Here is a 17,949-nt window from a genome sequence, read left to right on the forward strand (position 1 = left end):
GCTCAAGCGCTTGCACGTGAGGTAGCAGAGAAGGATGCACATGCTCAAGCGCTTGCACGTGAGGTAGCAGAGAAGGATGCACATGCTCAAGCGCTTGCACGTGAGGTAGCAGAGAAGGACGCGCATGCACAAGCGCTTGCACGTGAGGTAGCAGAGAAGGATGCTCAAGCACAGTCCTTGGCACATAGACTTGTGGAAAAAGAGCATGATATATAAGTTATTATGAATATTCTGGCATCTCAAAAATAAGTACCGTTGTAAACAGCAACTAAGTTAAAACTTTAAGTCTTAACGTATATATATTTAGAAAGTATATTACTAACCAGATATTGGCGAAATTATTTATGGCAAATTATAAAGTTGGTGTTGTTATTGTATCATATAACGCGTCAAATGCTGTTCAAGTTACACTGGAAAGCCTCCGCCTTGCTAAAAACAAAACAAAATATGAAGTCATATTAATTGATAATGCATCAGAAGAAATTGAAAGAGATAAAATAAAAAATATGATGAATTATTATTCATCTGTAACGGGTGGCGAATGGAAACATATACAGCAAGAAAAAAACCTTGGTTTTTCGGGTGGTAATAACATTGGTATAGATTTATTTATTGATAACGATGAGATTTCTCATGTCTGTCTTCTTAATAGTGATGTCATTGTTTCTGACTATTGGTTAGACAGATTAATAGAAAAAAATGTCGATATTATTAGCAGTGTCACAAATAAAGCTGATGGTGAGCAATGTATTCCAGTTGATTATAAGGTTGAGCTAAATTCATGTCTGAATTTTAGAGGTGAATTGAATTCATCCTTATTTAATAAAATAAATTCATTCTCAGAAAAAAGATACAAAACATGGAAGGGTCATGTAGTTGACTCTGATATAACCTTTTTTTGTGTTCTTCTGACAAGGAAAGCTATTCTTGAGATCGGTCGTCTAGATGAGAAGTTTTTTCCTGGCGGCTTTGAAGATGATGACTACTTGATTCGAGCTAGAAACTTAGGTTACTCAGTGTATCTTGCTCGTGATGTTTTTATTCATCATTGGGGATCTGCATCATTTGGGCAGTTGCAATATGAATATTTCAGTGGGCGTGCTGCTATAAATAAGGAATATCTAGAACAAAAACATTCTATTACATGGAAGCGAAGACCAGAGAAACCATTTGTATCTTTCAAAATGGATATCTTGTATGCACTAAATAACGTTAAGTCACCTGAAGAATTTAAGTATTTTATACTAGAGTATATTGATGAACTAACCACGACATTAAATTATTTTGATGAAGAGTTTAATAATATTCTTGGTGCGCTACGTGCTGCAAACATAGTTTCTGATAATGAACTTCAGTTTAAAATAACTTTAGCTGAGAAATTTGGCGATATAAAAGAGATTTGGAATGAAATAACTCTTCTCATTACAAAATTCCTACACGATAAGACCCTTACCCAGAAGGATAAAGAGTTACTTCTATCAAAGTTAGATCTTATCATAGATGCGGTATATCATCGTGTAGATTGTAATTTTGCTATGCATCGTGTCATAACTGCTCATCAAAAAAATATAGAGAAAGATGAGCCATCTTTAGTTGAGAGCAACATATCAAAATCACCAGTCCCACAATTTAAACAAACAAAAATTGAAAAGGTTAAGTGGTTTATAAAACATGCAATATCATTCATTATTCGCTTTGACGGGATTGTTTTCTTTGGGGGGTATCCCTATCCGGAAAGGCAAAGTGATGGATATTTTCAGCGTATTCAAATTATTGATAGATTATTTACTGATCGCTGGCGTGTATATGTTGAAAGTGATGAGCTTAAAGGTCGTGATAAATGGTTTGATAGACCAGAGAGCAAAGTGCTGGTGTTGAGAATTACTGGTGGCAAGAAAAGAAAATTAATGGTCAGAATGTTAGCTTTAATCTCTGTCCTACGCTGTAGAAAAATCTATTTCCATAGTGTATTGAGAATGAGAGATAATTTATTTGGACGATTAATGTATGTTCCATTTATCAAAAAGGCATTAGATGTTCATGGTGTGGTCCCCGAAGAGTTTCGTATGCATAGTGATTTTTATAGTGCCGTGCTATATGAGAAAGAAGAGCAATTAGCTGTAAATAAGGCAGGGCTAGTTATTGTTGTCACTGATGCAATGAAGAGTTATCTCACACAAAAGTTTAGAGATAGTCTTAAAGCGGATATTGTTTCATTTCCTATGTTTCCAACTATGCCACCGACGTTAAATGAGCGTCCTTATATAGATGGAAAACCAGTAGTAGTATATGCAGGTGGGTTGCATAAGTGGCAACAAGTATCAAAGATGATCGATGCGATGTCTAAAACCATAAATATCTGTCATCATAGGTTCTACTGTCCTCAACCAGATATATTTATGTCCATGTTGCCACATGAGTTGAAAGACAAAATTGATATTCAATCAAAATCTCATGATGAATTGACATCTTTATATGCCGAGTGCCATTATGGCTTTATCTTGAGAGAAAATATTATTGTTAATAATGTTGCATGTCCTACTAAGTTGGTTGAGTATCTTGCGATGGGTATTTTACCTATAGTGGATTGTGAAGATATAGGTGATTTTAAATCTTTAGGAATGAAATATATTCGTCTTTCAGATTTTTTGTTAGGGAATCTGCCTGACCCGCAGCTGCGAATGTCCATGGTAGCAGAAAACTTTTCTGTTTATGAAAAATTAAAGTGCGTTCGTAAAGTAGGCTCCCATCAGATATACGACTTTTTTACAAATAAGTCATCGTCATCTGTACATAAATTAAGAAATGAGATTACCCCTATAATATATAAGTTATTACCAGTTGATACTTTTCGAGGGGAATTTGCTCGCTTGTGCTATAGAACCCTAAAGGGGAAAAAAAAAATAGCTAGTTCTATAGATGTCAGTAAGTCATCATGCTCCTCAGTCAATATAAATCATGAATATGATCTTATTGTTCAGGTTGATAATTTTGAGGCTGGGGGGCTTGAGAATGTAGTGTTGGAGCTTAATGAGTTCCTAATGGAAAATGGCTATCGAGTATTATTGCTGGTTCTGGGGACACAAGGTGTGTCGGTGCAAAGAGCCCGAGATATAGGCATGAGTGTCCATTGTATGGCTTATAGTGATGAGGCTTATATCGATTTACTTCAAGTAGTAAAACCTAAAATTGTCATGACACATTATTCCATTAATGGTGTAGGTATTTGCCATGAAAATAACATTCCATTTATTCAAGTCATACATAATTTGTATATGTGGTTTAATCCGCTTCAGAAGGCTGAATTTAAGCGTGCAGCTGAATTGACAAAAGTGTTTGTTGCTGTGTCTAGTGCGGTTAAAAACTATAGTGTTTCTAAATTAGCTGTACCTGAGGAAAAGTGCATTGTAATATCAAATGGAATTAATTTCGAACCATTTGACAAAATTGACAGAAATATCTCTAGGCTTAAATTAAGAACTGAATTTAGTATAGCTGAAGATGCCTTTGTATACATCGATGTCGGGGCTATAAATCATCAAAAAAATCATATTGCTGTATTACGTGCATTTAAGTCTATAGCGACAAAGTGCCCAGATTCGGTACTTGTTATTATCGGCCCTGCGTATGAACCTGATCTTTTACGGGAAATAGAAGAGTTTATCCTTGTTAATGACCTTGTGGATAGGGCGTACTACTGTGGTCAAGTAAAAAATGTTGATGAGTTTCTTGCTATGAGTGATGCTTTTGTAAGCGGAACAATATTTGAGGGGGGACCATTGACTCTACTTGAAGCTGTAAAAAGCGACTTGCCTGTTATTATGCCAAATGTTGGTCTTGCGAGTGATTTTTATGGAAAAAATGGGTTTGAAATAATTGACAGGGCTGTTGATATAGAAAATTATGATGGTCCTATATGGAGCATTCCAACGAGGCATGACTATGAGTCTGATCTAGCTGATGCCATGGTAAGGGTGTATTGCAACCCAGTTACGCCTCAATTATCTGCCGATGAATTCTGTAATATGAACAAAGATATTACGTATTCTAAATATAGGGATTTAGTTGATACAATAATATCAATTTCGAAACGGGCGAGTTAATCAGTGTATTTACTTAATAGCATATGAAAGATTATTTAATTCGGTTTTTATATAAGGTGGCTAAAAATATATACTGGAAGTTGCCTTCTCCATTACGTAATAAACTGGTTGGTGAAGCGCACTCAGTAGTGCGGCAGTTGAGATCTCTCGGTGGAGGTAATTACAAAAAAGTAAGTTGTGTGGACATTAGCTGGCATTTATTTAATGAGACGGTATTGTCTAAAAAGGATGATACTAAAAAAATTATTGTTTTTGAAAGAAATATTGATTGGGATATACCATTATTTCAGCGTCCACAGCATTTATCCGTTGCATTGGGTAATCTTGGCCATATAGTTATCTATATGACCACAGGCGATGGAGTAAAAGGGTTTCGAAATGTGGCTACTAATGTATGGTTATCAAATGATGAATCTGTTGCATTGATTCCTCATGCATACCACATTTTCCTAAGTACATCCTTAATGGCATCATCAAGAACGATAGAAAAGGTAAAAAAAAGTGGTTATGTTATATATGATTATGTTGATCACATAGATCCATTGATTTCTGGTAGTCAGCGTGAAATTTTACGTTTGCTCGATATGAAAAAGAAAGCTTTTTCTGGTTGTGCAGACTATATTATCACTACTGCTAAGCAACTATACATGGAAGCAATCACACATGTGGATAGCTCTATATGTTCATATATACCAAATGGCGTTGACGTTGAGCATTACAGAAAAGCTATAAATACTGACTGTGTTTTGCCTGACAATTTGGTGGCATTTCGGAGTAAATATAGGATAACTGTTGGTTATTTCGGCGCGATGGCACCTTGGTTATGGTATGAGTTAATAGACTTGATTTCTTCCAAAATGCCAGACTTTGGGTTTATTTTTATCGGGCCGGATTATCAAGGTGGACTGGAGAAACTTCCTTTAAAAGATAATATTATATATTGTGGTGCAGTCGAGTATAATAACTTACCATCATATGCTAAGTTATTTGATATTTCTTTTATTCCATTCGAGCCTAGTGAAATTGCTAGTTCAACGTCCCCTCTGAAGTTGTTCGAATATTTTGCCTTGGGGAAACCAGTAGTTGTTACAGAATGTATGAATGAGTGCACAGTTTATGAAGAAGTCTTTTCTGGTGCAGATGCTTTAAGTTTTATTAAAGCTATCAAATTGGCATCGCAATCTATTGGTGATGCTGAATATATAAGTAAATTGAGAGAGTTGGCTGAGAAAAATAGTTGGAGTGTTCGCGCAGAGCAGTTTGATAGAGATATTCTGAGTTAATACATTGGGAATCAATATGAAAAAAATAATGTGTGTTGTTGGCACTCGGCCAGAGGCCATTAAGATGGCTCCAGTGGTTAAAGCGTTACAGAATGCTGATGACTTTGATGTTATTGTTCTGGCAACGGCTCAGCATCGTGATTTGTTAGATCAAGCATTTGCCCTATTCAATATTCAAGCGGACTATGACCTTAATGTGATGACTCCGGGACAAACGCTACCAGAGCTGACATCACGTCTAATGTTGAGCATAGATAAAACGCTGGATGAGGCAAAGCCCGACATGGTTATAGCTCAGGGTGATACAACAACAGTGTTTGTTACCGCTCTTGCATGCTTTTACAAAAAGATACCATTTGCACATCTAGAGGCTGGGCTAAGAACTCATGATCTATATTCTCCTTTCCCTGAAGAGGCAAATCGAGTTCTAGCTGGCCACTTGGCATGCTTGCATTTTGCACCAACTTCCGTTTCCAGAGAAAATCTGCTTCGTGAGGGAATTTCACAAGAGCAGATTACTGTAACTGGAAATACAGTTATTGATGCACTTCTAGAAACAGCCAAGACGGACTTTAATCTTGGTATCGAGATCCCTAAAGATAAGCGAATTGTATTAGTAACATCTCATCGAAGAGAGAACTTTGGTCAACCAATAGTAAATATTTGTAAGGCGATTTTGGAGTTAATAGAAAAGCACGAAGATATTTATGTGCTTTTCCCTGTGCATCCCAACCCGAATGTCCGTGAGGTTACTGACCGTTATCTGCGTGGCCATGAGCGTATACAGCTAGTTTCGCCATTTGACTATGGTCCATTTGTGACGGCGATGAAGTCCGCATATCTTATTCTTACTGATTCAGGTGGAGTTCAAGAGGAAGCTCCGGCGCTTGGTAAGCCTGTACTGGTTTTGCGTCGTGACACAGAGCGTCCTGAAGCCGTAACAGATGGGGTTGTCAGATTAATCGGTACAGAGACAATAGATATTGTTCGTGAGGCATCTCAGTTACTATCCGATAAAGTTTCATACGATAAGATGGCTATTGGTGCATCGCCTTATGGCGATGGTAATGCTAGTAAGCGCATTGTAGAGATAGTAAGAAATTACTTTAATAGCAAGCAAATATGAGACTGGTATATATATCACCTGTACCTTGGAGTAGTATAAATCAACGTCCACACTTTTTTGCGAAAATGGCAGTTAAGTATGGAGTTGATGAGTTACTATGGGTTGAACCATATCCAAGCCGATTTCCTAATTTTGGAGATCTTCTTCCGGGGCGCCATGCCCCGGAACCATCAGGTCTTGCAAACATAGATCATGTGCAGATTGTTTCGGCTGGTTCTTTAATGCCTTTAGAACCTATTGAAATATTATTTGATTTCTTCAATGGTAGTCGTATTAATAAGTTGATTAACTCAATTCTTGAGTTTGTCGGAACGGAAAAGGCTGGTATTGTTATAGGTAAGCCATGTCGCCTTTCTCTTGCCTTACTCAAGGCAAGAGGCTGGGACTTCTCCTGTTATGATGCTATGGATGACTTTCCATCTTTTTATCATGGCCTATCTAGAACACACATGGCTCTAATGGAAGCTAATCTCATCAAAGAGGTTGATATCATAATGTGTTCTAGCCATGAGTTATATGACAAGTTTATTCATGATAAAAAGTTGCTAGTTTTAAATGCCTGTGCTGATGGGGTAACTAAAGAGCAAGATGTTGACAAAAGTCAGGGGCATGTTTTTGGTTACATTGGAACGATTGCTAGTTGGTTTGATTGGAAATGGGTAATAGAGCTAGCCAATTTAAATCCAACATCATCTGTTCATCTATTTGGCCCTGTCAAGAGCAGACTCCCGACATGTTTGCCAAAAAATGTTATTTTGAAAGGTGCCATACCTCATAGTCAAGTCATGTCAGAAATCTCGAAATTTGATGTGGCAATCATCCCTTTTGTTATCAACGAGATTACCCGGTTTGTTGATCCAGTAAAATACTACGAATATGCGCTTGCAGAAATACCTATTCTCTCGACTAACTTTGGCGAAATGGTTTGGCATCATAGAGAGATTATAAATAAAAGCAATTGTCATTATTCTATACCTAGCGGGACATTATTTTTCGCGCATGACCATATGAAAGCAAGAGTGCCCAGATGGAGTGATCGTTTCGCTGTGTTGTTTGATGAGGTTTTTCAACGTTGCTCTTAATATCAATGGTGTTATTTAATCCTGATAAGATATTGTTAGGTACAGTTTTTGATAAGCTTTTTGATGCGTTGAACTCATTTAATCATCATGATTTATCCACTAACCTAGTTGTTATTGATAATAGTAGTCAACCATCAAAAAAAATTAAAGAATATATAGAATCCATCCAATGCTTTAACTCAATAAAATATATTGGCCGTGATGATAACCCTGGCTTTGGGATCGCACACAATCAATCCATGCGATATGATAGCAGTTTAAAATACCACCTCATCCTTAACCCGGATCTTGAAGTTGCTCCAGATGCACTGAAAAATGCGCTCGAGTTTATGGAGCAACATCCGGATTGTGGATTATTGACGCCTTTCGCTACATGGGAAAATGGTGAGGTACAACGGCTTTGTAAACGCTATCCAACCGTATTTGATTTATTGCTGCGTGGTTTTGCGCCCGCGTTTGTGAAGAAGTTATTCCAGACGCGCTTGGCGAAATATGAGATGGCAGATCAGCTCAACAATCATGACGTGCTATGGGACCCACCGATTGTAAGTGGCTGTTTTATGCTGTTTCGCACAGATGTTCTGCAGCAGCTCGGAGGGTTTGACCCTCGGTTTTTCCTCTATTTTGAAGATTTTGACATCAGTTTGCGGGCAGGAAAGATCAGTCGGATTGCTTATGTCCCTCAGGTGAAGGTCGTTCATCACGGTGGGCATGCATCCCGCAAAGGCTGGCGCCACATCTGGATGTTTGGGCGTTCCATGGTGACTTTCTTCAATATTCACGGTTGGCGTTGGCGGTAATGGCAGATATCAAAAGTACAGTCTTGGTCACAGGTGCCAACGGATTTGTAGGTAAAGCGGTCTGTGAACACCTGATTAGATGTGGAGCTAATGTGAAAGGCGCGGTGCGAAGTCACCCGCTGGCTTCTTACCATGTTCAGGCTCCCTCTCTGACTGCGGATGCCAACTGGACAGCCCAATTGCAACAGGTGGATGTGGTTGTTCACTGTGCTGCAAGGGTGCATGTGATGTCGGATACAGCGACAGATCCCCTGGCAGCATTTCGAGCGGTGAATACAGAGGGCACCCTCACGCTTGCTCGGCAGGCGGCAGAGGCCGGTGTAAAGCGCTTCATCTTTATCAGCTCGATCAAAGTGAACGGCGAGCAGACCGAGCCAGGCAAGCCATTTGATGAGAATGTGCAGAGTCCGCCAGAAGATCCCTATGGACGCTCGAAGTATGAGGCGGAACAGGGGCTGATGGCACTCGCGAAAGAGTGTGGTATGGCTGTAACCATCATTCGTCCTCCTCTTATCTATGGAGAAGGAGTGAAGGCTAACTTTGCCAGCATGATGACCTGGGTGCACAAAGGGATCCCGCTACCCTTTGCCCGTTTGACCAATGCGCGTAGCCTGTTGGCGTTACCTAATCTGTGTGACTTCATTGCCCATGCGATGGCGCACCCTGCCGCAGTGAACCAGGTCTTTTTAGTCGCAGATCCTGTCGCAGTGTCGACGTCTCAGTTGTTGGCGGCGATTGCAGAAGCAGAAGGAGTTAGCTGTCGGCTCTTTTATCTCCCACCAAGAGTAATAAGAGTGCTTGGACGCTGTTTGGGGATTGATGCCAAGCTACAACGGATTTATGGCTCTCTGGAAATGGATACCCACAAGGCTCAGAGCCGATTACAATGGTCGGCACCCTATTCGCTCTCTCAGACCCTATCTCTGATGGCGTCAATCCATAGTGAGTCGTCTTGATGCTGGCATTTGTTTTGTTGTCGATATTTTGTCTTTTTCTTTCAATCACCATGACCGGCCTGCTCAGGCGCTACGCCCAGACCCGCTTGCTTGACCAACCCAATCATCGCAGTTCGCATCAGGTGCCTACCCCGAGAGGCGGTGGCATGGCTATCGTGGCGACCTTTCTGCTGGCAGCCCCGTTGTTTGTCACCCTGATCCCACTGCCCTTCGGCATATCCCAGAGCAGCTTTGCATTGATATGGGCTGCGGCGCTGGGCATTGCATTGGTTGGTTTTATCGATGATCACATCTCTCTCAAGCCTCGAACCCGCCTGATTGTGCAGAGCATGGCGGCAGCTCTGGTGGTATCTGCGGTTAATGGTTTGCCTGCGCTGATCTTCTTTGGTTGGCAGCTGGATCTTGCCTGGTTTGGTTACCTGCTGGCCTGGCTGGGGGTGATCTGGTTTATCAATCTCTACAACTTTATGGATGGCATCGATGGCTTGGCGGCAGGTGAAGCCGTTGTAGTCTGTCTGTTCATGGCGTTATTTCACTATCTGGTTGGGGGAGTGTGGTCGTCTGCCAGTTTGATCCTGCTACTGGGGATTTCGGCTGCTGGCTTCTTGTGCTGGAATTTTCCGCCCGCCAAGATCTTTATGGGAGATGGTTGCAGCGGATTTCTTGGCTTGATGCTGGCTTCCCTGATGCTGCTGGATACTGCTTCTTCATCTCAATTCCTGTGGGCATGGCTCGTCATGCTCGGAGTCTTTGTGGTTGATGCGACCTGGACGTTACTGAATCGCTATCGTCTGAAATGTCGTCTGAGCGAGGCGCATCGTACTCATGGCTATCAATATCTGGCGAGACGTTGGCAAAGTCATCGAAACGTGACATTGGCTGTGCTTCTTATAAATAGCCTATGGCTTGCGCCGATCGCTGTCATGATTGTATTGGGCCAGCTCGATGGTGTGATCGGTCTGGTCATTGCCTACTTGCCGTTAGCCTTTCTTGCGTATCACCTGAATGCAGGAGTACCAGAATGAAAAATGAGCTTTTACCCGGAGGGGGCTGGCTACTGACTTGTCTGGGCTCCCTATCACGATCCAGTAAGCGTGTCATCTCTGTCGCCGTTGATATGCTCTTGATCACCATGACCTATTGGGGAGCGTACTGGATCCGGCTTGAACATAACTGGCCCATCGATAGCCCTCATCACTGGGCACTCCTTGGCGCAATTATCATTGTCAGCATCAGTTTGTTTGTACGGCTGGGGCTCTATCGCGCAGTACTCCGATATGTCAGCTTTAGGGTCTTATGGACAATCTCGCTAGGGGCATTTCTTTCAACCTGTTTCTTTGTTCTCTCTGCGTTTTACTTCGATATCTTTCTGCCCAGAACGGTATCTGTTATCTATCTCTCCTTTTTGGTGTTGCTGGTCGGTGGTGTGCGGCTGTTTTTCCGAGCGCTGCTCAATACCACCCGTCTGGCTCGTACCCAGGTGTTGATCTATGGAGCGGGTTCTTCGGGTCGACAGCTGCAAATGGCCTTGTTGCAAGGTAATGAGTTTTATCCCGTCGCCTTTATTGATGACGATCCCGCCAAACAGGGATGCGTGATCCAGGGCTGTACCGTTTATCACAGTGCTCAATTGCCAGCCCTGATTGACCACCATGGGGTACAGAAGATTTTGCTGGCCATGCCGAGCAGCACTAGAGCGCGTCGTCAGGAGGTGATCAATGCACTTGAGCCCTTCTCTTGCGAAGTGCTTTCCATCCCGGGGATGGCCGATCTTGTCAATGGCTCGGCTCGCATAGATCAGCTTAATGAGGTTTCCATCGACGATCTGTTGGGCAGAGACCCGGTAGAGCCGGTGACAAAATTAATGGAAGCCAATATCACAGGCAAAGCGGTTATGGTGACAGGTGCCGGTGGCTCTATTGGTTCTGAGCTCTGCCGCCAGATTTTGCGGTGTCGGCCATCCACCCTGGTACTGTTCGAACTATCCGAATACGCCCTCTATGTCCTGCACAAAAACCTGCGGGAGCAGTGTCAGCGTGAAGAAATCGAAACGGATCTGGTGCCGTTACTGGGGTCAGTGCAGCGCCAGCATCGTCTCAAGACGGTGATGCAGAGCTTCAGGATCCAGACCGTCTACCATACAGCTGCTTACAAACATGTCCCTCTGGTTGAGTTCAACATCATTGAAGGGGTACGTAACAATGTATTCGGCACTCTTTATGCGGCACAGGCGGCCATTGAGGCTGGGGTGGAAACATTCGTGCTGATCTCTACCGATAAAGCCGTGCGGCCAACCAACACCATGGGGGCCAGCAAGCGTCTGGCCGAGTTGATCTTGCAAGCCTTGACCCGCGAGAAGCACAGCACCCGTTTTTGTATGGTGCGTTTTGGCAATGTTCTTGGATCTTCCGGCTCAGTGGTGCCGTTATTCAGACAGCAGATAGATAAGGGGGGGCCCATCACTCTGACTCACCCCGATATTATCCGTTACTTCATGACCATACCTGAGGCTGCCCAGCTGGTGATCCAGGCTGGCGCCATGGGGGAGGGGGGCGACGTCTTTGTGCTCGATATGGGTCAACCGGTACGGATCATGGAACTGGCGAAGCGCATGATACGCCTCAGCGGCCTGACACTGCGTGATGAGCAGCGTCCCGATGGTGATATCGCCATAGAGGTGACGGGGTTGCGGCCGGGCGAAAAGCTCTACGAAGAGTTACTGATTGGTGATGATGCCAGAGGAACCGAACACCCCAGGATCATGGTGGCACAAGAGAGCTGGCTGCCCTGGTCCCGACTGCGCCCCTTGCTGGCCTCGCTGGATGATGCTTGTCACCGTTTTGATCAACAGCAAGTGCGCGAGATCCTGATGCATGCTCCTGCTGCATTCGAACCGACGGATGGTATCTGTGATCTGGTGTGGCTAGCGAAGCAGCATACAATAACGGAGAACATCGTGAAGCTACCAGTACACAATGTTAATTTTTTGCTGGCTAGAAATTGAGTTACCTGTTTCTATAATGAGGCAACTTGGATGCGATTAGGCCTGGTTGTGGCATTTTATCGAGAATATGCCGCAATTATTACTAATGTTAGTATTCTATTATTTGAAAAAATGGTGACCATTGGGTTGGTTTTTTTTTGCGAGGGGGTAATTAGTCATCTACTCGGTGTGTCATTATATGGGAAATGGCTATATTCGCTTAATGCCGTCATTTTATTGTCATCAGTTACATTGATTGCCGGCTCGGAAGTTGTTGTTCCGGCATTAGTTCGGCATCCTCATTTGCGTTGGAAGATACTATCTTCAGTATTTGTTTTTCGTCTACTTTTCGCTTTGGTTGCTTTGCTTGTCACATTAATCTACGCAAATTTTATTGTCGCAGATCAAGATGTAAGATTAATGCTGATGCTATTGGCACTGGCGCTCATTTTTAATGAACCATTTTCAGTAATAGCCAACTACTATCAGGCCACCACAAATATAGGTGTTGTTGTAGCGATTCGTCTTGCAATTTTATTATTAAGGGTGCTTTTGGTAAGCCTCGCTTTTTTACTTTCATCTTATGTCATCATCTATTCAAGCAGGGCAATAGAAGCAATGTTTTTAGCTATGTCACTGAGTTGTGTTATTTATTTTAGAGGTGGCATCTGGGACTGGCATAAAAAAGTGGCAGTGGTAATGTTAAGTCGAGGTGGGGCGCTCTGGGTTCCATTAATGCTGATGCTGATTTATATGAGGATTGATCGCTTTTTCATCGAGCATTACTTAGGGTATGAACAACTAGCCATGTATGGCGTAGCTAGTCAAATGCTAGAACAGGGCGTACTTGTACTTGGTATAGTTGTGCAGTCTATAGCCCCAATGATGTTATATGGGCGCAGAGTAAAAAAAATACATACGGTCTGTTTAGGGCTGTTATTAGTTGCATGTATCTTGCAATTAATGGGTTGGTTATGGCTACATGAAATTGTCTATTTTATCTTTGGAAAAGATTATGAGTTAGCAGCAGAATTAGCCATTATGATGTTGCCTGCGCTTTCTTTTTTCGCTGTGGATAGCGTTTTAATGCAACGGTTATACCGTGACAAAAAATATTTTTTGATAATGTGCAAGTGGTTCTTTCTCTTAATTATAAGCATGTTCAACTATTGGTTGTTGCTAAAAGTATTTCGTTCCGGTGACATTTACATCGTTTACATAACTAATGCTTTTTTGATGATGGCTGCGACGATGTCGATATACTTCATTCATCAATATAAAGGTTGCGTGTGTAAGGTCGTGCAATGATAACAATAATGACGCCAACTTATAACAGAGCATATGTTTTACCAAGGTTGTATGACAGTTTGTGTCAGCAGACAAGGCGGGACTTTGAATGGCTTGTAATCGATGACGGTAGCACTGATGGTACCGCCGAGCTTATTTTTGATTATAGAGTTAAATCTGACTTTTCAATCAATTATTTTTATAAAGAAAATGGAGGGAAGCATCGCGCTATAAATGAAGGTGTGGTTCATGCGACCGGTGATTGGATTATCATTGTGGATAGTGATGACTTATTAACTGGTGATGCTGTTGCCAAGCTATATGATGTTATGAATCATATTGGCTCGGAATTTGTTGGGATGTGTTTTAGAAAAGCAACATTATCTGGTCATATAATTGGTATCTCCGACACCGCATGGAGCAAGTCAATGATAATGCAGCCCATCATGGCAGGGCATATATTAAAAGGTGACCTGGCTTATGTTTTTCGCACTAATGTTATGCGTGAGTTTCCTTTTCCTCAGTTCCCGGGCGAAAAGTTTGTACCAGAGTTATATATATGGAATAAAATTGCCGATATAGGTAAGATAGTTTTTTATGTAGACCAAGTAATATACTTGTGTGAATATCTTCCTGATGGCTACACCTCAAATTTTAAAAAAAATCTAAGAAGTAATCCATGTGGTTTTGGTTTGTTTTATCGAGACCAGGTGATCCGAGATACTCGATTGTTCGGCAAGGTCAAAGCATGTGTCAGAAGTCTCCAGTGCATTCTTTACTGTTGGTTGAAGAAATAGCATGAAAATTGCGATGGTAATCACAGGCCTTGGTATGGGGGGGGCTGAACGACAAGTGTGCGATTTGGCAGATCAATTTATTAGGTTGGGCCACCATATATTAATTATCTCGATGACCGGTGAAATTAGCAATCGCCCACATTCGACTGCAGCAGACATCGTTTTATTGCAGATGAGGAAAACTCCATTTAGTATTTTCAAAGCATACTGGCAGGCGATCAGGTTACTTAATCAATATAAACCGGATGTGGTGCATAGCCATATGGTGCATGCAAATATTTTTGCTCGGTTGTTACGATTATTTGTGTCATTTCCGAAGCTTATCTGCTCTGCGCATAGTGTTAATGAGGGGGGGGGGTGGCGGATATTGGCATACCGATTTACCGAAAGGTTATGTGATCTTAACACAAATGTAAGCCAAGAGGCAGTTGAGGCTTTTATTAAACAAGGTGCGGTATCTGCCGGGCGAATGAAAGTCATGTATAACGGTATTGATACGGAGCGTTTTTATTTTAATGCCACAGTCAGAAATAAATTACGCTCTCAGCTTGGGATTGATGACAATAACATATTGTTAATTTCGGTAGGTAGACTGACCGCTGCCAAGGACTATACAAATTTGCTTGTTGCATTTGCGATGTTATCTTCGAGATTCAATAATATTAAGTTAGTCATTATAGGTGAGGGTGAGCAAAAAGAATACTTAACCACAATAGCTAGCGCACAAGGGATTAGCGAGCGAGTTCATTTCTTGGGGCTGCGCTATGATGTTGAAGATTGGATGAGTGCAGCAGATATCTTTGTGTTGTCATCCGCTTGGGAGGGGTTTGGTTTAGTTGTGGCTGAAGCTATGGCTACTGAGCGGGTAGTGGTTGCCACCGATTGTGGTGGAGTGAGGGAAGTGGTTGGCTCTGCTGGATTGCTTGTCCCCTCTAAAAATAGTCAGCAGCTATTTACCGCGATTGAGCAGGCTATGATGCTCTCGCCGCTTGAGAGAGAGGTGATGACCAAGGAGGCTCGGACTCGGGTTATTAACCATTATTCAATAGAGACGATCTGTCTGCGTTGGTTAAATTTGTACCAGGACTACACATGAGCAAACATCTTTGTATGGTGAGCAATACCGCGTGGTCAATGTGGAATTTTCGCCGCGGATTATTATCTGCACTTATACAACATGGATATCGCATAACCATTGTTGCTCCACCTGATAATACAGTTTTTTCGCTCTGTGATTTGGGGTGTTCATTTATACCGTTGGCACTATCCCCTAAAGGAGTCAACCCAATTGTTGAGCTGAAATTAATATTTGATTTCGTAAGAATATATAGGAGAATTAATGCGGATTTAATTATCCATTATACGGTAAAACCAAATATATATGGTTCTTTTGCTGCACATCTTTGTCGCACACCTGCCTTGGCTATAACTACTGGGTTAGGATATGCTTTTATGAATGATGGTTGGGTGCCTAAAGTAGTAAGATTGCTTTATAAATTCACTTTTAAATATCCTAAGCTAGTCATTTTCTTAAATGAAGATGATCGCCTTGAATTTGTATCAAGACAGTTGGTAGATGAAAAAAAGACTCTGTTACTGCCTGGCGAGGGCGTTGATTTGAGTGTTTTTTATCCTTCAGAGAAATTTGCTGAAGATGACTCGGTTAGTTTTTTGCTCATTGCGCGGTTGTTATGGGATAAGGGGATTGGAGAATATGTAGCAGCCGCAAAGCAGATTCACATTAGTCATCCAAACATAAAGTTTAAATTGTTAGGCGATGTTCAGGCTGATAACCCACGAGCGATCGGATATGCACAGTTGCATGAATGGATCAATGACGGTGTGCTGGAATATCTCGGTACTACACATGATGTTAGGCCTTTCATAATGGAAAGTGATTGTATTGTGTTACCTTCTTATCGCGAAGGATTGCCAAGAACTATGATCGAAGCTGCTGCAATGGCAAAGCCAATTATTGTTACCGATGTTCCTGGATGTAGAGATGTACTGCTACATGAGAAAACCGGGTTACTCTGTCAAGCTAGAAATGTTTCATCATTGGCTGATGCGATGATGACATTCATACGAATGACTACAGCTCAAAGAACCTTGATGGGTAATGCTGGGAGGCAATTAGTCAGTGCCAGATTCGATGAAAAAAAAATCATTGGCATATATTTTGATATATTGGCTCAGCATATCGATGGCGCTCACCCCTTTGGTTGATAACTAAATGAGTTTTTCATGATAAATAATAGCTATTATCCATATGGTGGTCGTTGGTATGACCTTGTACGGTTTAATTATACTATAACGTTCTTTTTTACATCCTTGATATCAACATTACTACCTGCATTTTTGTTTTGGGGAGGGGATTTTTGGAATACCCTTGATGATGTAAAGATAAATTCACTTTTAGGCATCTTTATAACATGTATTACTGCTGGTTTTTTCCTGAGTCGAGTGCTTTGCTATCCTGGAGTTAATGCTTTATCTTATATGATTCCAACAGTAACCGCGGTGTATGGAATATTGTTCGGTGTGTTGCTGCTGTTTCGTCTTGAGTATAGTAGGCCAGTAATTATAAGCTCGTATATACTGGCTTTAGTGTCTTGCTGGCTTATTTATTATTTAGGGGCACGATCTGGCAAGGTTAAGTATTCTATCATCCCGGTTGGTAATTATCAGAAACTGTGTGCCTTGACTGCTGTTGAATGGAATATTCTTCACAAACCTGATTTTTCTCTGTTTTGTGGTAGTGCCGTAGTTGCTGATTTTCACTCATCTGATTTGACGAGTGAATGGCAAAAGTTATTAACTGATTTCGTTTTGTTAGGGATACCAATCTATCACAGCAAAACTATATATGCATCATTAACAGGCCGAGTCAGTGTTGAGCAATTATATGAAAATGATTTGGGTTCCGCTATTCCCTCGTTGTTTTATTTCTTTTTAAAAAGACTAGCTGATCTTTTGGTTGTTATAATTGCACTCCCCTTTTTTATGCCGGTGTTATTGATAACAGCAATATTAATAAAACTGGAAAGCCCTGGCCCTGCTTTCTTTAAGCAAAAGAGAGTTGGGCTGGGTAATAAAGATTTTGTAATATATAAATTCCGTAGTATGCATGACAGTTCATCATTAGACAATGCATATTTTGCTCAGGAAGTTGACAAACGGATTACTCGTGTTGGTCATTTTATTCGTAAATATAGAATTGATGAGCTCCCGCAATTCTTTAATGTTCTTAAAGGGGATATGAGCTTGATTGGTCCACGACCTGAACAGCGTTTTTTTGTGGAGAGGTTTGAGTCTGAATTACCATTCTATATGTATCGTCATATGGTTCGTCCTGGTATAAGTGGATGGGCTCAGGTGATGCATGGCTACTCAGCTGATACAGATAGTACTCGTATAAAATTAGAATATGATTTTTATTATATTAGAAACTTTTCGCTTTGGCTTGATCTATTAATAGTAATCAAAACTATTAAAACAATGCTGACAGGGTTTGGGGCTCGTTGAGTATACG

At 41.5% G+C, this 17,949-nt stretch carries 14 protein-coding genes; all 14 read left to right on the forward strand.

Annotation, left to right across the window (positions count from 1 at the left end; translation table 11 throughout):
* Window positions 1-216: hypothetical protein (locus G5221_RS14335; protein WP_421263455.1), on the forward strand; the 216-nt coding region annotated here is incomplete at its 5' end.
* Between the two features lie 128 nt (window positions 217-344).
* Window positions 345-4,103 (forward strand): glycosyltransferase, encoded by a 3,759-nt coding sequence (locus G5221_RS14340; protein ID WP_421263456.1) that lies wholly within the window; start codon window positions 345-347, stop codon window positions 4,101-4,103.
* A gap of 23 nt (window positions 4,104-4,126) precedes the next feature.
* A complete protein-coding gene (locus tag G5221_RS14345) occupies window positions 4,127-5,386 on the forward strand; it encodes a glycosyltransferase (RefSeq protein WP_421263457.1) in 1,260 nt (419 codons plus the stop codon).
* 16 nt (window positions 5,387-5,402) lie between these two features.
* Window positions 5,403-6,512, forward strand: a complete 1,110-nt coding sequence (wecB, locus tag G5221_RS14350) for a non-hydrolyzing UDP-N-acetylglucosamine 2-epimerase (protein WP_421263458.1) — start codon at window positions 5,403-5,405, stop codon at window positions 6,510-6,512.
* On the forward strand, window positions 6,509-7,594 hold the full coding sequence (locus G5221_RS14355) for a glycosyl transferase (RefSeq protein ID WP_270904441.1): 1,086 nt from the start codon (window positions 6,509-6,511) through the stop codon (window positions 7,592-7,594). Before wecB ends, G5221_RS14355 begins: the two co-directional genes overlap by 4 nt.
* Before the next feature lie 32 nt (window positions 7,595-7,626).
* A complete protein-coding gene (locus tag G5221_RS14360) occupies window positions 7,627-8,394 on the forward strand; it encodes a glycosyltransferase family 2 protein (RefSeq protein ID WP_421263459.1) in 768 nt (255 codons plus the stop codon).
* The gene (locus G5221_RS14365; protein ID WP_421263460.1) at window positions 8,394-9,350 is read left to right on the forward strand and encodes a UDP-glucose 4-epimerase family protein; all 957 of its coding nucleotides are present in this window, start codon (window positions 8,394-8,396) and stop codon (window positions 9,348-9,350) included. Before G5221_RS14360 ends, G5221_RS14365 begins: the two co-directional genes overlap by 1 nt.
* Window positions 9,350-10,375, forward strand: coding sequence for an MraY family glycosyltransferase (locus G5221_RS14370; RefSeq protein ID WP_421263461.1), 1,026 nt, complete (start codon window positions 9,350-9,352; stop codon window positions 10,373-10,375). The genes G5221_RS14365 and G5221_RS14370 overlap by 1 nt, the downstream gene beginning before the upstream one ends.
* Window positions 10,372-12,354 (forward strand): polysaccharide biosynthesis protein, encoded by a 1,983-nt coding sequence (locus tag G5221_RS14375; protein ID WP_421263462.1) that lies wholly within the window; start codon window positions 10,372-10,374, stop codon window positions 12,352-12,354. The genes G5221_RS14370 and G5221_RS14375 overlap by 4 nt, the downstream gene beginning before the upstream one ends.
* Before the next feature lie 30 nt (window positions 12,355-12,384).
* Window positions 12,385-13,641 carry an oligosaccharide flippase family protein gene (locus tag G5221_RS14380; protein ID WP_421263463.1) on the forward strand — a complete coding sequence of 419 codons (1,257 nt, stop codon included), beginning with the start codon at window positions 12,385-12,387 and terminating at the stop codon, window positions 13,639-13,641.
* Between the two features lie 8 nt (window positions 13,642-13,649).
* A complete protein-coding gene (locus G5221_RS14385) occupies window positions 13,650-14,417 on the forward strand; it encodes a glycosyltransferase family A protein (protein ID WP_421263464.1) in 768 nt (255 codons plus the stop codon).
* 1 nt (window position 14,418) lies between these two features.
* Window positions 14,419-15,513 carry a glycosyltransferase gene (locus tag G5221_RS14390; protein WP_421263465.1) on the forward strand — a complete coding sequence of 365 codons (1,095 nt, stop codon included), beginning with the start codon at window positions 14,419-14,421 and terminating at the stop codon, window positions 15,511-15,513.
* Window positions 15,510-16,643: a glycosyltransferase family 4 protein gene (locus G5221_RS14395; RefSeq protein ID WP_421263466.1), complete on the forward strand. Its 1,134-nt coding sequence runs from the start codon at window positions 15,510-15,512 to the stop codon at window positions 16,641-16,643. Before G5221_RS14390 ends, G5221_RS14395 begins: the two co-directional genes overlap by 4 nt.
* Before the next feature lie 18 nt (window positions 16,644-16,661).
* Window positions 16,662-17,942: a sugar transferase gene (locus tag G5221_RS14400; RefSeq protein ID WP_421263467.1), complete on the forward strand. Its 1,281-nt coding sequence runs from the start codon at window positions 16,662-16,664 to the stop codon at window positions 17,940-17,942.
* Window positions 17,943-17,949: the final 7 nt, after the last annotated feature.

Origin of the sequence: Aeromonas sp. 602200 (assembly GCF_049173895.1) — a bacterium.
Lineage (GTDB): Bacteria > Pseudomonadota > Gammaproteobacteria > Enterobacterales > Aeromonadaceae > Aeromonas > Aeromonas veronii_A.